Source organism: Legionella taurinensis, from assembly GCF_900452865.1.
Classification (GTDB): Bacteria; Pseudomonadota; Gammaproteobacteria; order Legionellales; family Legionellaceae; genus Legionella_C; species Legionella_C taurinensis.
In genome coordinates this window covers 2,440,199-2,461,444 of the sequence record NZ_UGOZ01000001.1, presented here as the reverse complement: position 1 = coordinate 2,461,444, position 21,246 = coordinate 2,440,199, and the positions used below count along the sequence as shown (strand labels likewise).

Below are 21,246 nucleotides of genomic sequence, written 5' to 3'. Positions count from 1 at the left end.
ACGATAAATTCAATCGAAAACGCATGCAAAAGCCGGAAAGTGCATTCATTTCATGCATTAATCATGACGTTGCCTCTTTAATAATACATACAGGGCCCCTGTACCGCCGTCTTTGGGCTTGGCGCTATGGAAAGCCAGCACGGTGGGAATTTGTTTGAGCCAATGATTGACCAGGTTTTTTAGCACGGGCGCTTCCCCATGCACGCCGCCTTTGCCATGGATAATCAGAATTGAGCGATGCCCTGCCTCATATTGACAGAGGATAAAGGCAAGGAGCGTTTCACGGGCATCTTCCGTTGTTAAGCCATGAAGATCCAGTTTGGCTTGCCAATGGATGGCTCCCATTTTTAATTCCCGGAATCGTTTGGCCGGAATGCCATGGCTTGTGTACGACAAGGTCGTGTGTGCCAATACCTCGTCAGTATAATAGCTGGACAGGTTAATCGGTGGGGGAGGCGGCATTTCACGCCGCGTCCGTTTGGGTGGTGCGGTATGATGTTGGGGTACAATGACTTCACTCACAGACTTGGCCTTACCCTTTTTTAGCGGCTTAACCGACTGCATAGCCTGACGAAACAATGCTTTGTCTTGATCAGATACCCCATCATCCGCCATTACTAAAACCCCTATACAAACCTATTTTAATTATACTCAATCAGACTCACAACATCACGCAGGGGATGGGAAAGGTAAGGCATGTTCTAAATTTAATCATATCGTGGTACAATTGCTCTACCCGATCTCTTTGGAGTCTTTATGCCTAATACTAATCCCTTTACTGTGGTTGAGCTAAACCTATCCTCTTCAAAAAAGAGCGATGTATCGCAAGACCTGCCTTATTTTGAACTCATTAACAGGAGTCAAACCCATGGGAGTGTAAGGACTGAGTCAGAAAGCCTGCCCCCTTATTTTGAATCGCCTGAAGATGACCAAGCCACCGCATTATCGTATGGCAAACCTGAAAAAAAAGAAGTCGACATTGAGCTGATAGTAACTGATGAGGGGTATGACCCAAAAACCAAGGTAAAAATTGGCTCCGGTGCCTATTCTTTAGTGTATAAAATACAGAACGCCAAAACCAGCAAGTGGGCAGCCATCAAAGAATTTGATGAGGATAAAACCGTCGAAAATGATGCAAAAATCTTAAAGACGCTCACTCATAAAAAGAAAGCAACAGCGCTTGAAGGAAAGTATACCGTCGATTTTCTGGACCGTATTGGGCTTGAGGGTAAATTTTACCTGGTAATGGAATACATGCCGCAAGGTGATCTGGAAGGGTTTCTTAGTAATTTTAAAGCGATTCCCAAGAAAAACTGGGATGCTTATTGGAAAATCGCTTATCCAATCATGCTTCATTGCCTCAAAGGGCTGGATTTTATTCACAGTATGGGCATAGCTCATCGGGACATCAAACCGCCGAATATCCTATTAACAGCAACGTACGAACCGAAATTCTGTGACTTTGGTCTGGCGGGAAAATTGGGCAATCCAGCAGAGGCCGTTGGGTCGCCACTTTACTGTGCCCCCGAAATTGTCGAATTGCACAGACGAAGTCAGCAAAGCAGAGGGGCAAAAGCGTCAGTCGTCGGTGACTTGAAAGTGGAAGCCAGTGCCGATTACTTTGCCTTGAGCCTGACTTTCTGGGAATTGGCCGCTCGCGACGAAGTGTATGAAGGCGACATGGAACAATTATACCAAAATCGAGTGGTTAAGGGTGAGCGTTATGACTTGCCCGAAAATTGCCCGGTGAAGGTTTCCACCATCATCCAGTCTTTATGGTATCAGGATCCTGCCAAGCGGCATATACCAACTGGTCTTGATGAACAAAAAGACTTGTCTCCCAAATAACTTAACCGACGCTATTGTTTCAATCTCGATACGCCGCGGCTTTGCCCGCGGCAGCCCATTCAAAATCAGCCGACGAGGCTGAACTTAAACATCGATGCGAGTCCGCTACCGAGAGAGCATCATCTGTGTTTAATAATTCGTTAATGTGTTTATTATAAAATTCATAAGTTGTAATTTCGATCAAATACGATCCCTTGGCCATACCAGGTCTGTCTTATTTTGGAGTCTTTATGCCCAATACTCAACAGAACTTGAATGAAGCAATTCATGCTTTTTCAAAGGAGAACGAGGCCAGCGCTCCCATCGAAGTGTCAGGCGGCAATAAAGGGAAAGAGACCAATCAAATGCCGGCTGACAAGTCAGAAAAAACAGACGGTGAGGATGAGCTGATTGACTGCAGTACAGAGTATAAACCGGAAACCAAGACCAAAATTGGTATGGGCGCCTTTTCTGTTGTCTACAAAATACAACACACCGAGGCTAATCGTTGGATAGCCATTAAGAAAATCGATGATGAAAGCGTCGTCAATGAGGTGCAGGTTTTAAAAGAACTCACCCGACAGAAAAATAAAACCCCGCTGGCAGGGAATTACATCATTGATTTAGTGGGAAAACTAAGCCTGAAAAAACAGGTCTACCTGGGTATGGAATATGCTCCGAAAGGTAATCTCGACGCGTTTTTTAAAAATCATAAACAGATTCCTGTGACGTCATGGGAAGCCTATTGGAAAATAAGCTATCCCATCGTTGTGCAATGCATTAAAGGCATGCAATTCCTACATAACGCCGGGTATGCCCATTGGGATATTAAACCTCAAAACATTCTGTTAATGTCAACGTTTGAACCGAAGTTCTGTGACTTTGGCTTAACGAAAGCCATTGGCAGTCAGGTCGAACAGGTGGGATCGCCGAGTTACTGTGCCCCTGAATTGTTGGAGTTTTTACAAAAAGAATCCTTAAAGGAAAACCGGGTCGAAGGGCAGGAGAAGCCCCTCACTCATTCGTTGAAAGTGACGCGGGCCGGCGATTATTTTGCATTGGGTATTCCCTTTTGGGAATTGGCCGCCCGCAAGGAAGCCCCGGAAAACGACTTGACTGAATTGGTTGAAAACAGAGTGAATAAGGCTGCGCGTTATGGTATTCCCGAATCCTGTCCTGTCAAAGTAGCCACGGTCATTCAATCCTTATGGCATCAGGATCCAACAAAACGACGCTTGCCGGATACCATGGAATTGGAAGAAGTGAGCATAACCCCCTCATTGTAAGAGAGCGTTCGTTAAACGGTTTCAGGTAAACAGCAGGCCTTAGTCGCTGGTTATACTGCCACACGCCGTCGGCGTGTGCTTTTTCTCGACGGGCACTAACAGAATATGGTTTAATTGACGCACAATTTAGGATAATTCTGCGCAATTAATTAACCATAAGGTACCTATGACTGCTCTGACTTTACCAGACACTTCCGAGTTGGTGACGATTCTTGATTTCATTCGCTTTGGCGTCACCCAGGCGAATGCGCACGATCTGTATTATGGCCATGGCACCGACAACGCCTGGGATGAAATGGTTGCTCTGGTGCTTGGCAGCTTGCGGCTGCCGGCTGATTACGATAGCCGATTCTGGCAGGCACGATTGACTCAATCAGAAAAAGAGCAGGTGACCGAGCAATTGTCACGCCGAATTATCAAGCGCGTCCCGGTGCCTTATTTAATTCAGCACATGACGTTTTGCGATTTGCCTTTTTATGTGGATGAGCGGGTGCTTATTCCGCGTTCGCCCATTGCTGAATTAATCAATCACCAATTTTCTCCCTGGATTGACAGTTCAAAGGTACAACGCATCCTCGATCTATGCACGGGCAGCGGCTGCATTGCCATTGCCTGCTGCTATGCTTTTCCCGAGGCGGAGATTGATGCGGTTGACCTGTCCGAAGACGCGCTGGCAGTAGCTGCCATCAATCAGGATAGCCATGAGCTTCACGAGTCGCTCTGTCTCATTCAATCCGATTGTTGGGAAAACGTGCCGGCTGTCCGCTACGACATCATTGTGTCCAATCCCCCCTATGTAGGCGAGGAGGAAATGCAGACTTTGCCGCCGGAATACCGTCATGAACCCGTGATGGCGCTTGAAGCGGCTAACAATGGCCTGGCCCTGGTTGAAAAAATACTGGCCAATGCCCATCATTATCTGACGGATCATGGCATTTTGGTCGTTGAAGTAGGGAACAGCGAGGAGGCGCTCTCGAATGCCTTTCCCGATCTGGAATTCACCTGGCTGGAGTTTGAAAATGGCGGCCAGGGGGTTTTCCTGCTGACTCAGACCCAGCTTAAGCGCTATTTTGGCAAATAAAGGAAGCAACATGAGCGGAAATACCTTTGGCCATTTGTTTCGAGTGACAACGTTTGGCGAAAGTCATGGCAAGGCGTTAGGCTGTATTGTCGATGGCTGTCCCCCAGGTTTTGCCTTAAGTGAAGAGGCCATACAGCCTTTTCTGGATAAACGAAAACCCGGCCAATCCAAATACACCACGCAACGGCGCGAGGCCGATGCTGTGGAGATTCTCTCCGGTGTTTTTGAAGGAGTGACCACCGGCACACCCATCGCCCTGCTGATTCGCAATCAGGATCAGCGCAGCAGTGACTATGAAGAAATAAAGCATGTCTTTCGCCCAGGCCATGCCGATTACACGTACCATCACAAGTACGGCCATCGCGATTACCGCGGCGGGGGGCGTTCTTCTGCGCGTGAAACCGCGGCCCGGGTGGCGGCGGGCGCCATTGCTCGTTTGTATTTGAAGCAGGAAGCGGGGATTGAAATCGTTGGTTACCTGCAGCAAATGGGGGAGTTAATCCTCGATTTTGTTGACGAAAACGAAATCGCTCGCAATGCTTTTTTTTGCCCTAACACGCATCAGATTGACGCGCTGGCCAATACCATTGATCAATTACGCCGGGAAGGGGATTCCATTGGCGCCCGCGTGAACGTCATCGCTCGAAACATGCCGGCGGGTCTGGGTGATCCGGTTTTTGATAAACTCGATGCGACGCTCGCCGCCGCCATGATGTCGATTAATGCCGTGAAGGGCGTTGAAATTGGTTCGGGATTTGCCGTGGTCACCCAAAAGGGGAGTGAGCATCGAGATGAAATGGATAAAACCGGCTTTTTGAGCAACCATGCCGGCGGAATTTTAGGCGGTATCTCTACCGGGCAGAACCTGGAGGTCAGCTTAGCCCTCAAACCGACCTCCAGCATCATCAAACCGGGTAAGACACTGAACACAGCGGGGGAAGAAGTCACTGTTGTGACTAAAGGCCGTCATGATCCCTGTGTGGGCATTCGCGCCGCTCCTATTGCGGAAGCGATGATGGCTTTAGTCATCATGGATCATTATTTGCGTCATAAAGCGCAGAATCGCTGATGAAGGCGTTCCATGAGCCTTGACGCGGCGATGAACTTTCCCCAAGATTTGAAGACAACAAGACAATGAAAGAGGTTATTATGAGCAGACGGCTGAATGTGGCGATCGTAGGGGCGACAGGCGCTGTGGGAGAAGCGTTTCTGACGGTGCTTCAGGAACGCGACTTTCCCGTGGATAAGTTGTATCCCCTGGCCAGTGAGCGTTCAGCAGGAAAAACGGTGCGATTCAATAACCGTGAACTGGAAGTGCTGAACCTCGCTGATTTTGATTTTTCAGGGGTGGACATTGGTTTATTTTCAGCGGGCGGGTCGGTGTCTAAACAGTATGCGCCCATCGCTGCCGCTGCAGGCTGCGTTGTCGTCGACAACACCTCCTGTTTCCGTTACGAACAGGATATCCCGCTGGTGGTTCCTGAAGTCAATGCGCATCGCATCCGCGAATACACCCAACGCGGCATCATTGCCAATCCCAATTGTTCCACCATCCAGATGGTGGTGGCATTAAAACCCCTGCACGATGCTGTGGGAATCAAGCGAATCAATGTGGCCACGTATCAGGCGGTTTCCGGTACGGGCAAAAAAGCAATCAGTGAGCTTATCCACCAAACCGGTGAGTTATTGAATGGCCGTCCGGTGGATGCCCGGGTTTACCCACACCAGATTGCCTTCAATGTCCTGCCGCACATTGATGAGTTTATGGAAAACGGCTATACCCGGGAAGAAATGAAAATGGTCTGGGAAACCAAAAAAATCATGGAAGATGACAGCATTCTGGTTAACCCCACCACGGTCAGGGTTCCGGTTCTCTATGGGCATTCCGAAGCCATTCATCTTGAATTGAAAAAGCCGCTGAGCGCATCCGAAGCACGCAAACTGTTAGCCAAAGCGCCTGGGGTCAAAGTGGTGGATGATCCAGCCAAATTGCGTTACCCGACGCCCTTTTCCCATGCCATCGGACAGGATGAGGTGTTTGTGGGTCGCATACGGGAAGACATCACCGATCCCTGCGGCTTGAATTTATGGGTGGTTGCTGACAACATCCGCAAAGGAGCGGCCACCAACGCGGTACAGATTGCTGAAATACTGCAACGTGAGTATTTATAATTTATACTGTGTAGTATGAGTACTAAACCAAAAATCCCTAACGCCTTCACTGGCCGTCTGGCGGCCGGCATTACCGTGTCTCCTGACTTAGGGACACTGGCTGGCGGTACGGAAGTCACGATTACGGGTCCCAATTTAAGCGCTGCCATCGGGGTAACCTTTGGCGGCAAAGCCGCCATGCGTTTTAAACTGGTCAATCCAACCACGGTAACGGCCCTTACACCCTCTGGGCGCGGTATTGTTGATGTGGTGGTGGTGACCCGCCAGGGCAATATCGTTCATCATGATGCGTTTACTTACAGTGAGTTACCGGAGGTCAAGCGCACCGGGTCCTACCTTGCCGATGAAACCGGCAGCATGGAACGCAAACGCCGTTTGATGGAGCAGGAAGGGCATCGTCAGCTGGCCAGAGTCCATGCGCGTGAACACCCGGATGAACAGCCGTCCAATGTGCCGGAAGGGGAGTTGCAAAATTCCATTCAACAACATCCCTGGCTGGATGCCCAGCGTTTTGATGGCATTGATCCGAATTTGAATCCGGAACCGCCGCTCAATACCGAAGCCCGCCGCGAATTTGACAATGAACGGCGAGAGCAGGAAATGGAGAAACAGTTGCGCCTGGGGAATATGCCCAAATTCACCACTGCACCCAAACCACAGGGACCATAATTCATGACCATCGCCAATGACATCATCAGTTGCCGTATGCCTGATTTTGAGCATTACCTGCGATTGGGTGAATCACTCGATGACATTGATGAGTATGGGTTCACGCCGTTGATTGAATGCGCGATTACGCGTCAGCCCGCTGTTGCCGAGCAGTTAATCAGCCGGGGAGTGAATGTCAATAAAGCGGACGTGACTGGCCGAACCCCGCTTCACTGGGCTGTCGATAATCAGGATCTCGAACTGACGCGGCTGCTGCTGGAACATCAGGCCGATCCCAATGCCTATACCCATTCCGGACTTTCGGTGCTGGTTTATCCTGTTCTTCGTGGTCAGGACACCCTAAAACATTTACTGTACCAATACGGCGCCAAACTGGATTTTGCCCTTGATTTCATTCATGGCAAACTGCTGGGTCATCGTTATGAATTAAAGGGTGATGTCGACATCGTCAATGCCAAAGGCGAGTTTATTGAGCTTGATTACGAAGGCTTTATTCTTGAGTTTACCGTGGCAGTCATCAAGGATTCGTTGCGTCGTTTTACCAGCAGCTATTCCACCCGGCATTTACGGGAACATTTTCCTTTTTTACATGAAATCATGGATGCGTTGGGCACTGCGGCAGAATTGCTTAAGTTTCAGCACCATCCCCATCTGCAGGAAGAGCAGCTTCGTCAGATTGACCGCTTAAGGCAGGCTCCCCTGTTAATTCTACCCGCTGCCAGCCGGGGGCATGCCATGGCCTTTATTCGTTATGGCCAATGGTGGGCTAAAATTGATCGCGGTGAGAACAGCCTGAAAGAAGGCAGTGTCAATATTTACCGCATCACCCGGCCAGACGCCTTTAATCTGGCATTCCTTAAGGAATTTCTCTACCGAAAACAGGGACGAAAGTATTTTCATCAGACTATCAATCAACACCTGGGATTGGTGCCGACGGCACAAATGCCCATCAGTTCACAAATCAGCGGCAACTGTTCGTGGGCAAACGTTCAATCCGTTGTTGCTGTGGGTTACGCCCTGCAGAAAATGGCTATAATCGGACGCCTGGATGACGAAGAAGCCATGAGTCTTTATGATACCTGGGTTGAGTGGGATAAAGACCGGGCGCTTGATGAGTGCGTTCATCGCTTTTACCTTGCCGATCCTGTTCGCAAAGCCAGCTTTGCCGCCATGTTAGGCGCTGTGCTTTTTCAAGCCTGTGATCACAGCCAATCCCATCACATTGCCCGTGCCGAAAAAATATTAACCATACTCAATTTGCCGGAGTATTATTACATACTGCAAAGTTACCTCGAAACGTATTGCATCAAACGCTTAACCCGTCGCGGTAATAATTTGCTGAAACTTCTGGATGACTGCGGCATTAATCCCAATATCGGCGTCACGCCGATTGCAACGGGATTGGAGGATTCAAATTAAGCCTGCCTGAGCTTGTTGAAGCCCAGGCAGGTATCAAGGTCAATTAATCGTGTACTCAGGATTAATCAAGACCTCTTCTTTGCTGTTTTGAGATTTGAATTGCGTTTTAAGCTGTTCAATAAACAACTGGGTTGACGTGGGCTTGTTGCGGTCCTCAACGAAGAAGAGATTGCGGTGCTGGCTAAGGACTTTGGAGACCGGCACGATGACGTTGCTCGACGCGCTTTTGAATTTCTCCGCGTTTTGCCAGTTGTTGATGATCAATGGAATATTCACATCCTCAGCCGTATTGAACGCCTTCAGAATTTCTTCTTTTAATAGTTGTAAGGCTTCAATTTTTGCTTGCGGACTGCTTAAGAACGGGTTGTATCGAGTCGCGCTTAAGTGCTTGATGTGACTGTCGATTAATTGTTGTATCTCGAGGTGTTTCCCATGCGTTTCCATAGCCGCTGTATACACCTCTTCGGATTCCATTTTTTGAATATACAATGTACCAATAGGGAGCTCAGGATTGTGGGTCGCCTTGTACATGTCGACCCCTTGAATGACATTAATGTTGTCATCGACAATTAAAATGCTGCTGACCCAATCCGGTTTGTGATGCAGAAAGAAATCGAGCATCAGCGACTTGGTGTGGCCTTGCTGCTCGCCGGATTTTTTGTCCAGATCAACATACCCCTTGTTCTCCGCCAGATAATCAGTAAAAACCTTTACCATGGTGCTTTTGGTTTCTAAATTATTAGGGAGTGCGGAGGCATCGGGATCAAACGCCTCGTTCGCTTCGTCATAGCTGCATCCAGGGCGGTTTTTTTCAGGAGAATACTGTTGCAATCCAGTTACGAAAGGATTTTTACTTATGAATTGTTGATCACTAATTGCTTTAGTAAATGCCGCACCAGAATATCTTGACAGTTTGGTTTCCAACAGAGCCCTGTTGAGCTTTTTCGCTTCGTCACCGGTTAATTGCGACCACAGAATATCGCAGGGGGTCAGTACACCATGGACAGTAAGACCTTTGTCTTGAAGGTGTTGAATCAGTTCCCTCCGCTCCCGAATAGAAGAGGTCCTAAAGGCCATGTCGGTGAATAGGTAGACGTCTTTAATGCCTTTTTTTAATAAAGCCTCAATAAGGGTGTCGTTATAAATCGCGCCGCCGTCATCACTGTTTGGATCAGGAAAAATAAGGGTATGATCCACATCAAGAAATGCAACAGGTTTAACCATAATATTAATTTCCGATTTAGGTAAACCTAGAGTACTCCTTGAGTCTTAAGGGAAGATTAAAAGAGCCGGCCATTTGATGAATATATGTTGAGACGAGGATGTGTATTGGCTTAGGCAGGGAAAAAAGCCCTCAATCTGCCTTGCGGGCTTTAGGTAAGGGGGCCTGCCCGAAAAATGAATCGCATCCACCCCCTGTCTTGCCCGGGCAGGCGGGCATCCATTCAGTGGCAGGGCCTTTTGCAACCGGGCTTGCAGTTGCAGGTGTCCAACATCCGGAATCCGAATGGTTACCCGCCTTCGCGGGTAAGAAAAGAGGGAGCTCACGAAGCGGGCATCCTTGGTTGTGGACAAGGACAGCTTGAGCGTAGCGGATTGAAGCGGCTTAAAGCCTCAAGCCACGAGAATAAAATTGTGCGGATTAATAACAGGATTCGTGAAATAGTCCCCCTTGCGGGGCACGTTGACTGAACTGCCGCGGTTTAGCCACGGCAGAAAGAACTGGCCATGGTGGGCGCCATGGCCGAAGCGTTAATCAATTGTCTGTTGACTCTCGGTTAACTGGTTCTTTTTTTTTTGCGGATTCCTGCTTTATGGGTAGGACCCGTCCGTTTTGATTTTGATGACCGCCACTCGTATTTTTCTTGCGTTGCTGCTGCTGTTGTTGCGGCTGTGCATTTCGCTGCGTATTCCCCGCAGGGCGGCGGCGGCGATTGCTTTGATTGTGGCTTCGACGCTCTCCGCTATGCAGAGTATGCTGATGGCGGGGTTGACCGCTGTGAGGTTGTTTTTCAGTGCGATGACTGGCGGCTGGAGCGACTTCTTCGCCACCAAACAAACTCTTCCACAAACGTTTGATAAACCCGTTTTGATTCGCCTTGGTTACTTTGTGCGAGGTGAATGATTTCACGGCCGGTTCATCCACTTTGACAGTGTCTTGATCCGTACGGACTAATGTCAGTTCAGGCGGCTGAATCAGGGAATAGCTTGGCTTTTTGTTTTTACCGACATTGTCTTCCTTCAGTCGGGTAATTTCATACTGCGGCGTCTGCATGTAAGGGTTGGCAATGATTAAAACCTGAACACCATGTCGTTTTTCAATGTTCAGTAAAAAATCGCGCTTCTCGTTAATGATGAAGGTGGCCATTTCAACCGGCAGTTGCACTTGCACTTCAGCGGTTTTTTCCTTTAAGGCTTCTTCTTCAATAAGACGGACAAGGGACAGTCCATGAGACTGAATATTACGGACAGTGCCGCGGCCTTCACAGCGCGGACAAACTTCCTGTGCCGTTTCGCCTAATGACAATCTTAAACGTTGACGTGACATTTCCAGAAGGCCGAAGCGGGAAATGCGTCCCACCTGAATGCGGGCCCGATCCGCCTTTAAGGCTTCTTTTAAACGGTTTTCAACGTCGCGCTGGTTTTTACTGGAGCTCATGTCAATGAAATCAATGACGACCAGGCCGCCCAAATCGCGCAGACGAAGTTGCCTTGCGATCTCATCCGCAGCCTCCAGGTTGGTATTTAACGCGGTGGTTTCAATGTCAGAACCGCTGGTGGCTTTGGCTGAGTTCACGTCGATGGACACAAGCGCTTCGGTTCTGTCGATCACCAGGGCACCACCGGAAGGCAGCATTACTTCGCGTTGGTAAGCGGTTTCGATTTGACTTTCAATCTGATAAAAATTAAACAGCGGTACGGTGCTGTTGTACAGCTTCAGGTTAGGCAGAAAATCAGGCTTGACCTGCTCAATGTATTGCTTGGCCTTAACGTAAGAAATTTGATCATCAATGATGATTTCGCCAATGGACTTGCGCAGGTTGTCGCGAATGGAGCGGATAATGACATCGCCTTCCTGATGAATCAGGCAGGGGGCGAGTTGCGTTGTATACGCCTGGCGTATTGCCTGCCACTGGTTGCACAGCATGTCCAGGTCACTTTGCAGCTCATCGAGATTTTTGCCGACGCCGGCCGTACGAATGATGAGACCCATGTCGTCCGGAAGTTGCAGGGCGTTTAAGGTTTCTTTCAATTCATCGCGATCATCCCCTTCAATGCGGCGTGAGATACCGCCGGAATTGGGGTTGTTCGGCATCAGGACTAAATAACAACCGGCTAAGGTGATGAACGTAGTCAGGGCGGCGCCTTTATTACCGCGTTCTTCCTTATCCACCTGGATGAGAAGCTCCTGCCCTTCGCGAATCAGCGAAGTAATCGGCGGTTTGTTGTCATCATTGTAGTCGTTTAAATTTTTGCTTAAGTATTCCGGCGCAATTTCTTTTAAGGGAAGGAAACCCTGACGCTTGGCGCCGTATTCAACGAATACCGCATCAAGGCTGGGTTCGCGCCGCGTGACCACGGCTTTGTAAATATTGCCTTTTTTCTTAATTTCAGAAGGACAATCAATATCCAAATCATAGAGATGATTGTCTTTCACCAGAGCAACACGTACCTCTTCGGCCTGCGTTGCATTGATTAACATTTTTTCCATCGGTTACCCCAATCAGGGCGCAACACACACAGATTAAGACAGTTCAAAGGCCTCGGGTTTGTGTGACAGTCGACGACGTCACATGACAGGCTTGCCCATAACAGGGTCATGGAACAAAGGATACAGTCATGTTCAAGTTGAACCTTACTGTTCTGCCGCCTTACTTACATCACAAACCAGTTCTTTAAGCATCCCAATACGAAGGACAGACCGCGTGCATACGACCGACTCGTAGTACGGTGCATGCTGATGGGTATCATCAGTCATTACTGGTTGTGCAAAAAACAGGGGCATCACGCGCTGTTCTGTACAGTCGTGATCCCTGGCGGATTGATTGCATGGTAAGTAATGTCTAATGTCAGGCATGTCTGGCATGCGCGGGTATCTGAATGAGTTTGTCTTCAATTTGGCTCTGTATTGGGTTGCTTCCTTCTGTCTTAGCCTGAGGGAAGCGCGTTTTAATTATAGAATTCAACAACAAAAACTCGTGAATCCTAAAACAGCCGCGTTGATACCATCGGCTGCTGAATATTTTTATTCGTTTATGCGTTATAATTCGGTCGCGGAAAAAATTATTCCCCGCAGTCATTAATGATAGCAAAAAAATCGGCTACAGCAAATAGGTTTAAGCAGAATGAGTGATGTAAAATACACCGAAATCCAGGCTGAGGAAGCAGGGCAGCGACTTGATAACTACCTGATGCGCGTGCTCAAGGGCGTGCCCAAAAGCCATATCTACCGCATTATCCGCGGCGGGGAGGTCAGGGTCAATAAAAAAAGAGCCCAGGTGTCAACCCGTCTGGCTGCGGGTGACGTGGTGCGGATTCCACCGGTTCGTACAACGCAGGATAAACCGGTTTTTGTCGGGTTAAAGCTGGAACAACGCCTGAAAGACAGCGTGATCTTTGAAGACGAGCGACTGTTGGTCATTAATAAACCCGCTGGGATCGCCGTGCATGGCGGCAGCGGCTTAAGCCTGGGGGTGATTGAGGCGTTGCGCAAAATGCGTCCTGATTTAGCTTATCTTGAACTGGTTCACCGTCTGGATCGCGAAACCTCAGGCTGTCTGCTGCTGGCTAAAAAACGCAGTGTGTTACGTGCAATCCAGGCCTTGCTGGAAGCAAGGGAGGTGACTAAAACCTATTGGGCTTTGCTGGCGCATCCCTGGTCGGGTAAAAAAATTCAGGTTGTTGAAGCCGCGCTTGAAAAAAACCGGCTTAAATCCGGCGAGCGGATGGTGACGGTCAACGAGGTAGGCAAAGCCTCACAGACTCAGTTCAAACTGCTTGAAAATTACACTTGCGCCTGTTGGGTGGAGGCATCCCCCAAAACGGGGCGAACCCATCAAATCCGTGTGCACAGTGCGCATCTTGGCCATCCCATCGTCGGTGATGAAAAATATGGTGAAGTCATCCGCACAGGCGATGTAGAATTGGATCAAAGCCGGCTTTATTTGCATGCGCGGGCAATTCAATTTAACCTAAATGGCATTAAGCACGTGTTTGAAGCCAATCTTGATGAACGCTTTGCCAACACGTTGAAAAATTTACGCTCAAGGAGCTTTTTATCTCATGAGTAAGCGATACCGCTTGGTAGTTTTCGATTGGGAAGGAACCTTAGGTGATACACTAGGACAAATTTTGAACAATGTGGCCGTCGAGGCGCGCCGTTTAAATTTTGGGGAACTGGATGAACAACTGGCCCGCCAATCCGTGGAGTTGGGGTTGGTCAAGGCTATGAAAATTGTTTTTCCTCACCTGACTCTGCAGCAGCATCAACAATTGTTGCAGGCGGTTCAGCAATCCCTGGTCTCGCGGCATGCGGATGTTTATTTGATTCCCGGAGCTAAATTAATCGTTGAACGGCTCGCGGCGGCAGGTTTGGACGTGGCGATTGCCACCAATAAAGGCCAACAGTCTCTGCATCGGGCTTTGCAGCTTTCCGGGCTTGATGCCCTGATTAAAGTCACCCGCTCGGCGGGACAGACGCCGCCCAAGCCCTGTCCGCAGATGCTTGAAGAAATTTTAGATGAATTCTCTCTGACGCCGAAAGACGCGATCATGGTCGGGGATTCTGTGACGGACATTGAAATGGCGAAAAGCATTGGCATGGATGCGGTGGGGGTTGATTTTTATCACCAGCAACGCGAGGCCCTGGAAGGCGCAGGTGCGCTTTGTGTTTTCGACGACTTTCAATTATTCGCCGAATTTATCCACTTACCGGAGTTTCCAAGGAAAAGCGAGTTATGACCACGTTAACCAGCCTGCCTAATCTTCTTACCCTGGCCCGAATCGTGTTAATCCCGGTTTTTATTGTGACGTTTTATCTGCCGTCCCCGGTGGCTCATGGCCTGGCGGCGGCCATTTTTGCTTTAGCGAGCTTTACCGACTGGCTGGATGGTTATCTGGCAAGACGATTAAAACAAATGTCGCCTTTCGGGGCTTTTTTAGATCCCGTTGCGGATAAATTACTGGTGGCCAGTTCGTTGTTGCTGTTGGTCGGAGCCAGGGACATTGATTACATTACCTTGCCTGCCATCGTCATCGTCGGTCGCGAAATCGTCATTTCTGCCCTGCGCGAATGGATGGCTGAGATTGGGCGCCGGGCCAGTGTGACCGTGAGCTACATCGGGAAGATAAAAACCACGGTGCAAATGGTTGCCTTGGTGTTGCTGATTGCCTTTTATCCTGCCCAATCCTGGTGGGGTGTTTTAGGCTTTGTACTCCTTTATGTGGCTGCGATTTTAACGATTTGGTCAATGGTTATTTATTTGTCCATTGCCTGGCCTGAACTCACAAAAAAAGTTAATTGAATGAGTTGACAGGAAGTGAATTTGAGGTAGAATGCCACCTCAAGAGATGCGGGAATAGCTCAGTTGGTAGAGCACAACCTTGCCAAGGTTGGGGTCGCGAGTTCGAGTCTCGTTTCCCGCTCCAAATTAAAGCGACCCAACGTCGCTTTTTTTTTCTGCGAAACACTGGCTGTGTGGCAGAGTGGTTATGCAGCGGCCTGCAAAGCCGTGTACGCCGGTTCGATTCCGGCCTCAGCCTCCAAAAATGCCCAGGTGGCGAAACAGGTAGACGCAAGGGACTTAAAATCCCTCGGGAGTTAAATCCCGTGCCGGTTCGACTCCGGCCCTGGGCACCAATCGATTAAAGAGATGTCGCTAGTATTTCAACGCTGTTTTTCCCCTGTCGTTTAACCTGGCGCATCTAATAAGTTGTGTGCTTTAATTCGTAGTTTCTCATTCCCAGTCATTAAAAAAGCCCTTTTTAAGTAATCAATGGCAAGAACGGGATTGCGCTCTCGCTGATCAGAGACTGCTTCAGAATGATCGGCCCTTATCGACTGGATGGCCAAGTCGTGTCATTTGGAAACAATGACGGGGCTTGCCTGGAAGCGATGACATTAACGCGTCCCTATCAAGGGATTATGTATAATCATTTAAGCTTTCTGCCAACGGGCACACCCTTATAAAGCCCAGGGCTTTGCTTGTGAGAGATAATTTCCCTTCGGTACGGTCAATTTTTACATGGCGCTCCGTCTTTGGGTTTTTAACCTGTACGTTGTCATGTTTTTTACCGGACGGTTTATCGTTTTGAGTGACCAGGTTGTATCTCACAGTGTGTGTTCAATATTAAGTAGAGTGATCAATAAAATGGTACATAAATTAGCTGCTTATTTTAAGCGTGTCTATTACGTCTGTTTTTAACACTTAAAATTTGATACGATGGCACAAGTCAGGGGAAATTAGGGATTGAATTCGATTCTGACTTTAGTCACCCATTTAATTTTATTACCAATCGATCTCATGCCAAATAAGTACCTGATTCCTTTTAAAAGCGCATTATCCAATTACCTCAACCAAACTAAACGTACCCATTATTCGTTTCAATCAAACGAAAAGCATATTTATCAAAGCGATTTTTTGGGATTCTTTCGACACAGTCAAACCGTTTATCCGGCAGTGCAGCAATTACAAAAAAAATTAGACGAAGCAGGCGATGAGGCAGCCAAAGGCATTATCAAGCTTCACTTTATGGATAAGAAGAATAAATGGAATAACTATTCATTTAATCATTACCTGCTGGATGAACTCTATAAAGTAGAGTCTCCGGAGGATTGGGAAAAGGAATGGAAATCCTTTGATCCAAATCCAATTGTCTATTATCAGGGAATTTTATTCAGGGGTTCGGCAGAGTCTACCGCCCATTGCTTTCAATACGGAATAACAGAAAGCACTCAATCGGAGTATCTCGAGGATTACATTCAGGATATGAATGGGGCGATTGGTGTATCCACCACCAAATCCTTTCAGGTCGCAAAAAATTATGCGTTGCCAACCATTGTTACCCGCAATGAAGTGATCCTGGCTACCAAGCCCGTTTGGGCTGAATCGTTTATTTACGTCATCGATTTTAAAGGAAAGACAGCCATCGATCTGAAAGCCACATTTAAATTAAGAGAGAAACACAGCTCGGCTGAATTGTCAGGCAATAAGAAAGAGGTCAACATCGTCGGCACTGTTTGCTCGGAAGAAATTCTGGGTGCATTTTATGTTAACCGTCTTGGGAAAATAAAATGGCATGTTAATCCTTATCGTAAAGAGCCATGGGATGCTGCATCGTTAGAAAACCTCCTCCCCCAAGAATTTTATAATGAACTGGCCAAAGAAACCAATCCGTCATTGTCCAAGCCGGTATTTTCCTGATTGTTGTTTGTTAACCTGTGTTTTTTTGCTTCTTTACGTTCCGGCTTAAAAAAAAGACAGCGCTTTTCGGTAAACACTAATTTGGCGGATTGCTGAATAAAAGCGTCCTGCAGGTTGCTTTGCAGGGTTTTAAACAGGAATAGGGCATTGTGAACTCCTTCATCGCGGCTGGAGTTGAGCTCCCAAAGTAGCAACAGAAAATTAACCCCCGCTTTCATTAACGGTAACCAATATTCCATGCGGTTATCGCCTTCAGGATCATAGTTTTTTATCAAATGGGATTCTTCAACTGGGGAGAGGCATGATTTGAGGGAAAACAGCGCCAGATCGTAGCTGCGATGATTTTTGCCGGAATATTCCCAATCAACGATAATTGTCTTTTCACCATTGAAATAAATACTGGAGGGCAGCAGATCATTATGGGAAGCGACAAACTCCTTATCATCGCGAGTTATCAAAGAAAAAATACTGACAACCACACGATAAATTGCAGTCATTTCTATGTTTCCACTGGCTCTTAAGCGCCGGCTGGCACTGCTTAACGTTTGTTGAAAGGAATAATGGCTTTCAAAATGCGCCAGTTGATGATATTTCTGTATTGTTTTTGCCACAGCCTGGATCGCGCTTATCCGATGGCCTTTAACATTGATTCGGGTAAAATTCTTCGTTTCATCCTGCAAATCGCAGATTTGAAATCCCTCCTCAGGCTTATTGGCGACTAAAGCGGTGTCAAATCCCTGCTTCTTTAATTGCTCAAGGTTGTGGTGTTCACCCTCGCGAGTAAAGGGAGGCCATAATTTACCATTAATGCGAATTAAATAACGCTTGCCGCTCATATCGTTCAGGATTAAAAACTGATTGGTTATGCCGTCCTGAAAAGCATGGGATTTCGCCTCAGTCACTGATTCTCTCAGTACGATTCCTCGGTTGTTAAACTCGCGTTGGATTGCTTCGGCTTTCGTTTGCATCATCACCCTCTAATTCTAAAGAAGAACAGAGTGATTATAAATATAACAATTCGATAATAAAAATCGATTAAATTGATAATAAAGATAGATTTAGATTATGGTTTGTGGGTTAGCCATTCAATTGCCATGACGCGGACGATTAAAAATGCAAGAAAGCATTTAAAATAAAGTTGGATTGCTATACATTAGAGACCTATCTCATGCGGGTGTAGTTCAATGGTAGAACTTCAGCTTCCCAAGCTGACGGCGTGGGTTCGATTCCCATCACCCGCTCCAAAAACGGATCGTCACTCCTCTCCTACGCGCCGACTCATGAGATTGGTAACGGCCTGTCGAGGGGTTATTTTCGATTGCAGCAAGGTATTAATCTGGGTGCAAATGGGCATGTCGACTTGATGATCGCCAGCTAATTTACAGACCTGAGCCGCATTGTGCCTGCCTTCGACCACCTGGCCAATCGTGGCCTCAGCCGTGGCAAGATCCATTCCCTCGCCGAGATATAAACCGAAGCGTCGGTTACGGGATTGATTGTCTGTACAGGTCAATACCAGATCGCCCACGCCGGCAAGTCCCATAAAGGTCTCTTCCCGCGCGCCAAGCGCCAGGCCCAAACGCCGCATTTCCGCTAAACCACGGGTAATCAATGCCGCTTTGGCATTGGCACCAAACCCCAAACCATCACTGATGCCGCAGGCGATGGCCAGAACATTTTTTACCGCGCCACAAAGTTGCACGCCAATGATGTCATTGCCGAGATAAACGCGCAGATTGTCATGGTGCAGGGCTTGTTGCAGGCTTTTTTGATACTCGCCGTGGTTGCCTGCGAGCGTCACCGCCGTAGGTAATCCCTGGGCCAGTTCTCTGGCAAACGACGGGCCTGAAAGGATGGCAAGAGGGTAGTTTTTACCCCAGTGTTCTGTGACTAACTCAGAGAGCAAGCGATTACTCGCCGGATCAATGCCTTTGGTTAACCAGGCAATGCCCGATTCAGGCCTCTGCAATTTAGCCAGCAACGCGGCAAACGCATGCGAGGGAACGGCGAGAATCACCTCGTCCGCGCGTTGTTGACAAGCCGTTAAATCGGCTGTGGCTTCTAATGTTGCCGGAAAGAGTGTGTCGGGAAGGTAGCGCGAATTGCAGCGGTCGCTCTGCATTGTTGCCATGTATTGGCTGTTTTGCCCCCAAAGCAGAACACGATTGCCATGCCGGGCTAAATGAATGGCTACTGCGGTTCCCCAGGAGCCGGCTCCCAGAATGGCAATCGTTTTTTCAGTCATGATTAGTGTGCAGATTCTGTCTGAGATTGGCCTGCGTTTTGTTTTTCCTGTAATTGCTGCATGTACAGAGCGTCAAAATTGATGGGCGCTAAGACCAGCTGCGGGAAACTGCCGCGAATCACTTGAGCAGTAATGGTTTCGCGTGCATAAGGGAACAGGATGTTGGGGCAGAAACTGCCAAGCAGATGATCCAGTTGCTCTTTGGGCGCGCCTTCAATCGTAAAAATACCGGCTTGTTTGACTTCCGCCAGAAAAGCCACGGCATTTTGATTTTTGACTGTTGCGGTAACGGTCAAAACCACTTCATAAATGTTGCTTTCAAGCTGGCTGCTTGCTGTATTTAAATCGAGCGTCAGTTCAGGCTCCCATTTTTGCTGAAAAACAGCCGGCGTGTTTGGGGTCTCGAAGGACGAATCTTTCATGTAAATGCGCTGAATCATAAATTGCGCTTCAGCGTGTTGCGGTTGATTTGCCTGTTCAGTCATAGTTGTCAGCCTTTTAAAAGTTTATCCAAACGCCCCTGTTGTTCAAGGGCATACAAATCATCACAGCCACCGACATGCTGGCCATTGATAAAAATCTGCGGCACGGTGCGGCGTCCGCTTTTGTGAATCATTTCGTCGCGAAGCGCGGGATTATCGTCAACGCGAATTTCGTCATAGTGTACGCCTTTGCTGTCCAGCAGCTGCTTGGCGCGAGAACAGTAGGGGCAATAGCCGGTGCTGTAAACGACAATGGTGGTCATCTGTTATTTTCCTTTTACCAGAGGTAAGTCGGCAGCCTGCCAGGCACTGATGCCGCCGGCCAGCACCACCGGATTGACAAATCCTTGTGTACGCAATTTAGCAGCCAGGGCCGCTGATTGCAAACCGCGTCCGCAAACGAGAATGATGGGTTTGTCTTTGTACTTGTCCATTTTATTCTGCTCAAAATCGTCCTGGCTGGCGCGAATGGAGTCGATGATGTGGCCTTTGCGGTAATTTTCGGCATCGCGCAGATCGATGACGACGGCATTGTCATCGTTAATTAATTTAATCGCTGCCTGCGGAGGCAGTTCTTTGCCGCGGCTACGCTGTGCCTTCAGTTCATTAACAAAGATCATGATCAGGACGACAATCAAGGCTGTCACCATAGCCCAATGATGAATAATAAACGTTTTGAACTGTCCCATGCTTTACCCGTCTCATCTAAAAATAGCAAATTATCCTTAGAATGCCTGCATAACGCAAGGCATCTTGTTAATTACCTGCCGCCATGGCCTGCAAACGTTTGATTCGTTCGGCAGTAATGGGATGAGTAGAAAATAATTCGGCTATTTTCTGACCACTTAGCGGGTTGACTATAAACAGATGCGCCGTGTTGGGATGTGCATCGGCCTCGGTAAACTCTTCCTGTTGACTGGCGGTTTCTAATTTGGCTAAGGCGCTGGCAAGCCATAAAGGATGGCCAGTAAGCTGGGCGCCAAACGCATCGGCTTCATATTCCCGCGAACGTGACACGGCCATTTGAATCAATCCGGCCGCCAATGGCGCCAGAATCATCATCAGTAATCCAACCACGGGGTGTGTGTTTTCATTGTCGCTGTTGTGGTTGGCCACGGAAGTCCACATGAACATGTTGGCGATACTGCCAATGGCGCCGGCCAGTGTTGCGGCAATGGCGCTGATGAGCGTGTCCCGATGAACCACGTGAGCCATCTCATGAGCGAGAACGCCGGTTAATTCCTCCGGGGTCATTCGCGTTAAAATGCCGCTGGTGACGGCAATGCTGGCATGTTCAGGATTACGGCCTGTGGCGAAGGCGTTGGGCGTTGGATTATTGATGAGATAAACCCGGGGCATGGGTATCTGCGCTTTTTTCGCCAGTTGCGACACGATGGTGTACACCGGGTGGGAGGGATCAAGGGGCTGGGCATTGTACATGCGCAGCACAATTTTATCAGAATACCAATAGGCGCCCATATTCATGACAACAGCCAGTACCAGGGCTATCATCATGCCGACTTGACCGCCAAGCAGCCGCCCAATGATCATCAACAGGGCGGTTAAGGCTGCCAGTAAAATAAATGTTTTAACGTTATTCATTGTATTCTCCCCAACAGCATTTATCTTTCAGGTTAGTTCA

21 protein-coding genes and 4 tRNA genes are annotated in these 21,246 nt (G+C 48.2%); 16 read left to right on the top strand and 9 right to left on the bottom strand.

Annotation, left to right across the window (positions count from 1 at the left end; all coding sequences use genetic code 11):
* Window positions 1-57: 57 nt before the first annotated feature.
* The gene (locus tag DYE45_RS11220; protein WP_108290641.1) at window positions 58-615 is read right to left on the bottom strand and encodes a Smr/MutS family protein; all 558 of its coding nucleotides are present in this window, start codon (window positions 613-615) and stop codon (window positions 58-60) included.
* A gap of 141 nt (window positions 616-756) precedes the next feature.
* Here DYE45_RS11220 and DYE45_RS11215 point away from each other — a divergent pair, with 141 nt between their 5' ends.
* From DYE45_RS11215 to ankH, 7 genes are all read left to right on the top strand, one after another.
* Window positions 757-1,848, top strand: coding sequence for a protein kinase domain-containing protein (locus tag DYE45_RS11215; RefSeq protein WP_108290639.1), 1,092 nt, complete (start codon window positions 757-759; stop codon window positions 1,846-1,848).
* Window positions 1,849-2,078: 230 nt separating this feature from the next.
* Window positions 2,079-3,113 carry a protein kinase domain-containing protein gene (locus tag DYE45_RS11205; protein WP_115300917.1) on the top strand — a complete coding sequence of 345 codons (1,035 nt, stop codon included), beginning with the start codon at window positions 2,079-2,081 and terminating at the stop codon, window positions 3,111-3,113.
* Window positions 3,114-3,279: 166 nt separating this feature from the next.
* Window positions 3,280-4,194 (top strand): 50S ribosomal protein L3 N(5)-glutamine methyltransferase, encoded by a 915-nt coding sequence (gene prmB, locus DYE45_RS11200; RefSeq protein WP_108290635.1) that lies wholly within the window; start codon window positions 3,280-3,282, stop codon window positions 4,192-4,194.
* A 10-nt stretch (window positions 4,195-4,204) separates the two neighbouring features.
* Window positions 4,205-5,263: a chorismate synthase gene (gene aroC, locus DYE45_RS11195; RefSeq protein ID WP_115300916.1), complete on the top strand. Its 1,059-nt coding sequence runs from the start codon at window positions 4,205-4,207 to the stop codon at window positions 5,261-5,263.
* An 80-nt stretch (window positions 5,264-5,343) separates the two neighbouring features.
* Complete coding sequence (locus DYE45_RS11190) at window positions 5,344-6,366, top strand: aspartate-semialdehyde dehydrogenase (RefSeq protein ID WP_108290631.1); 1,023 nt, start codon at window positions 5,344-5,346, stop codon at window positions 6,364-6,366.
* Between the two features lie 15 nt (window positions 6,367-6,381).
* Entirely contained in the window at window positions 6,382-7,035 is a 654-nt protein-coding gene (locus DYE45_RS11185) for an IPT/TIG domain-containing protein (protein ID WP_108290629.1), read from the top strand.
* A 3-nt stretch (window positions 7,036-7,038) separates the two neighbouring features.
* Window positions 7,039-8,454, top strand: a complete 1,416-nt coding sequence (gene ankH, locus DYE45_RS11180; protein WP_115300915.1) for a Dot/Icm T4SS effector AnkH/LegA3 — start codon at window positions 7,039-7,041, stop codon at window positions 8,452-8,454.
* A gap of 39 nt (window positions 8,455-8,493) precedes the next feature.
* On the opposite strand, the gene DYE45_RS11175 is transcribed toward ankH, so the two are convergent.
* Window positions 8,494-9,678 (bottom strand): hypothetical protein, encoded by a 1,185-nt coding sequence (locus DYE45_RS11175; RefSeq protein WP_108290625.1) that lies wholly within the window; start codon window positions 9,676-9,678, stop codon window positions 8,494-8,496.
* 174 nt (window positions 9,679-9,852) lie between these two features.
* Here DYE45_RS11175 and DYE45_RS11170 point away from each other — a divergent pair, with 174 nt between their 5' ends.
* A complete protein-coding gene (locus tag DYE45_RS11170; protein WP_115300914.1) occupies window positions 9,853-10,146 on the top strand; it encodes a hypothetical protein in 294 nt (97 codons plus the stop codon).
* Between the two features lie 64 nt (window positions 10,147-10,210).
* Here the strand turns inward: DYE45_RS11170 and DYE45_RS11165 are convergent, their stop codons facing one another.
* Complete coding sequence (locus tag DYE45_RS11165; protein ID WP_115300913.1) at window positions 10,211-12,166, bottom strand: Rne/Rng family ribonuclease; 1,956 nt, start codon at window positions 12,164-12,166, stop codon at window positions 10,211-10,213.
* A 634-nt stretch (window positions 12,167-12,800) separates the two neighbouring features.
* Between DYE45_RS11165 and DYE45_RS11155 the strand changes: the two genes are divergently transcribed.
* The 7 genes from DYE45_RS11155 (at window position 12,801) to DYE45_RS11120 (ending at window position 16,877) form a co-directional block, all read left to right on the top strand.
* Complete coding sequence (locus DYE45_RS11155) at window positions 12,801-13,745, top strand: RluA family pseudouridine synthase (protein ID WP_108290617.1); 945 nt, start codon at window positions 12,801-12,803, stop codon at window positions 13,743-13,745.
* Window positions 13,738-14,415, top strand: a complete 678-nt coding sequence (locus DYE45_RS11150) for an HAD family hydrolase (protein ID WP_108290615.1) — start codon at window positions 13,738-13,740, stop codon at window positions 14,413-14,415. The genes DYE45_RS11155 and DYE45_RS11150 overlap by 8 nt, the downstream gene beginning before the upstream one ends.
* Entirely contained in the window at window positions 14,412-14,978 is a 567-nt protein-coding gene (gene pgsA / locus DYE45_RS11145; RefSeq protein WP_058531074.1) for a CDP-diacylglycerol--glycerol-3-phosphate 3-phosphatidyltransferase, read from the top strand. The genes DYE45_RS11150 and pgsA overlap by 4 nt, the downstream gene beginning before the upstream one ends.
* A 48-nt stretch (window positions 14,979-15,026) precedes the next feature.
* Window positions 15,027-15,102: transfer RNA gene (locus DYE45_RS11140), tRNA-Gly, on the top strand.
* 43 nt (window positions 15,103-15,145) lie between these two features.
* Window positions 15,146-15,219 (top strand) — tRNA-Cys (locus DYE45_RS11135).
* Window positions 15,220-15,224: 5 nt separating this feature from the next.
* Window positions 15,225-15,313: transfer RNA gene (locus DYE45_RS11130), tRNA-Leu, on the top strand.
* A 664-nt stretch (window positions 15,314-15,977) separates the two neighbouring features.
* The gene (locus DYE45_RS11120; RefSeq protein ID WP_133138137.1) at window positions 15,978-16,877 is read left to right on the top strand and encodes a hypothetical protein; all 900 of its coding nucleotides are present in this window, start codon (window positions 15,978-15,980) and stop codon (window positions 16,875-16,877) included.
* Here DYE45_RS11120 and DYE45_RS11115 read toward each other — a convergent pair.
* Window positions 16,820-17,848 carry a phosphotransferase gene (locus tag DYE45_RS11115; protein ID WP_115300910.1) on the bottom strand — a complete coding sequence of 343 codons (1,029 nt, stop codon included), beginning with the start codon at window positions 17,846-17,848 and terminating at the stop codon, window positions 16,820-16,822. The two genes, DYE45_RS11120 and DYE45_RS11115, sit on opposite strands and share 58 nt — an antisense overlap.
* 199 nt (window positions 17,849-18,047) lie before the next feature.
* Between DYE45_RS11115 and DYE45_RS11110 the strand changes: the two genes are divergently transcribed.
* A tRNA-Gly gene (locus DYE45_RS11110) sits at window positions 18,048-18,121 on the top strand.
* An 11-nt stretch (window positions 18,122-18,132) separates the two neighbouring features.
* Here DYE45_RS11110 and DYE45_RS11105 read toward each other — a convergent pair.
* From DYE45_RS11105 to htpX, 5 genes are all read right to left on the bottom strand, one after another.
* A complete protein-coding gene (locus tag DYE45_RS11105; protein ID WP_108290609.1) occupies window positions 18,133-19,122 on the bottom strand; it encodes an NAD(P)H-dependent glycerol-3-phosphate dehydrogenase in 990 nt (329 codons plus the stop codon).
* A gap of 2 nt (window positions 19,123-19,124) precedes the next feature.
* Window positions 19,125-19,607: a protein-export chaperone SecB gene (gene secB / locus DYE45_RS11100; RefSeq protein ID WP_058531078.1), complete on the bottom strand. Its 483-nt coding sequence runs from the start codon at window positions 19,605-19,607 to the stop codon at window positions 19,125-19,127.
* A 5-nt stretch (window positions 19,608-19,612) separates the two neighbouring features.
* A complete protein-coding gene (gene grxC, locus DYE45_RS11095; protein ID WP_108290607.1) occupies window positions 19,613-19,867 on the bottom strand; it encodes a glutaredoxin 3 in 255 nt (84 codons plus the stop codon).
* A gap of 3 nt (window positions 19,868-19,870) precedes the next feature.
* Entirely contained in the window at window positions 19,871-20,293 is a 423-nt protein-coding gene (locus tag DYE45_RS11090; RefSeq protein WP_108290605.1) for a rhodanese-like domain-containing protein, read from the bottom strand.
* A gap of 67 nt (window positions 20,294-20,360) precedes the next feature.
* Window positions 20,361-21,206: a zinc metalloprotease HtpX gene (gene htpX / locus DYE45_RS11085; RefSeq protein ID WP_115300909.1), complete on the bottom strand. Its 846-nt coding sequence runs from the start codon at window positions 21,204-21,206 to the stop codon at window positions 20,361-20,363.
* Between the last annotated feature and the right edge of the window lie 40 nt (window positions 21,207-21,246).

What these genes read in the sequence shown, in the direction of transcription:
- DYE45_RS11155 (WP_108290617.1), top strand. Translation starts at nt 12,801, where the DNA reads ATGAGTGATGTAAAATACACCGAAATCCAGGCTGAGGAAGCAGGGCAG.
- DYE45_RS11190 (WP_108290631.1), top strand. Translation starts at nt 5,344, where the DNA reads ATGAGCAGACGGCTGAATGTGGCGATCGTAGGGGCGACAGGCGCTGTG.
- DYE45_RS11150 (WP_108290615.1), top strand. Translation starts at nt 13,738, where the DNA reads ATGAGTAAGCGATACCGCTTGGTAGTTTTCGATTGGGAAGGAACCTTA.
- DYE45_RS11165 (WP_115300913.1), bottom strand. Translation starts at nt 12,166, where the DNA reads ATGGAAAAAATGTTAATCAATGCAACGCAGGCCGAAGAGGTACGTGTT.
- DYE45_RS11090 (WP_108290605.1), bottom strand. Translation starts at nt 20,293, where the DNA reads ATGGGACAGTTCAAAACGTTTATTATTCATCATTGGGCTATGGTGACA.
- DYE45_RS11170 (WP_115300914.1), top strand. Translation starts at nt 9,853, where the DNA reads ATGAATCGCATCCACCCCCTGTCTTGCCCGGGCAGGCGGGCATCCATT.
- DYE45_RS11105 (WP_108290609.1), bottom strand. Translation starts at nt 19,122, where the DNA reads ATGACTGAAAAAACGATTGCCATTCTGGGAGCCGGCTCCTGGGGAACC.
- DYE45_RS11185 (WP_108290629.1), top strand. Translation starts at nt 6,382, where the DNA reads ATGAGTACTAAACCAAAAATCCCTAACGCCTTCACTGGCCGTCTGGCG.
- secB (WP_058531078.1), bottom strand. Translation starts at nt 19,607, where the DNA reads ATGACTGAACAGGCAAATCAACCGCAACACGCTGAAGCGCAATTTATG.
- DYE45_RS11220 (WP_108290641.1), bottom strand. Translation starts at nt 615, where the DNA reads ATGGCGGATGATGGGGTATCTGATCAAGACAAAGCATTGTTTCGTCAG.
- prmB (WP_108290635.1), top strand. Translation starts at nt 3,280, where the DNA reads ATGACTGCTCTGACTTTACCAGACACTTCCGAGTTGGTGACGATTCTT.
- pgsA (WP_058531074.1), top strand. Translation starts at nt 14,412, where the DNA reads ATGACCACGTTAACCAGCCTGCCTAATCTTCTTACCCTGGCCCGAATC.
- DYE45_RS11115 (WP_115300910.1), bottom strand. Translation starts at nt 17,848, where the DNA reads ATGATGCAAACGAAAGCCGAAGCAATCCAACGCGAGTTTAACAACCGA.
- DYE45_RS11175 (WP_108290625.1), bottom strand. Translation starts at nt 9,678, where the DNA reads ATGGTTAAACCTGTTGCATTTCTTGATGTGGATCATACCCTTATTTTT.
- ankH (WP_115300915.1), top strand. Translation starts at nt 7,039, where the DNA reads ATGACCATCGCCAATGACATCATCAGTTGCCGTATGCCTGATTTTGAG.
- DYE45_RS11205 (WP_115300917.1), top strand. Translation starts at nt 2,079, where the DNA reads ATGCCCAATACTCAACAGAACTTGAATGAAGCAATTCATGCTTTTTCA.
- grxC (WP_108290607.1), bottom strand. Translation starts at nt 19,867, where the DNA reads ATGACCACCATTGTCGTTTACAGCACCGGCTATTGCCCCTACTGTTCT.
- DYE45_RS11215 (WP_108290639.1), top strand. Translation starts at nt 757, where the DNA reads ATGCCTAATACTAATCCCTTTACTGTGGTTGAGCTAAACCTATCCTCT.
- aroC (WP_115300916.1), top strand. Translation starts at nt 4,205, where the DNA reads ATGAGCGGAAATACCTTTGGCCATTTGTTTCGAGTGACAACGTTTGGC.
- htpX (WP_115300909.1), bottom strand. Translation starts at nt 21,206, where the DNA reads ATGAATAACGTTAAAACATTTATTTTACTGGCAGCCTTAACCGCCCTG.
- DYE45_RS11120 (WP_133138137.1), top strand. Translation starts at nt 15,978, where the DNA reads ATGCCAAATAAGTACCTGATTCCTTTTAAAAGCGCATTATCCAATTAC.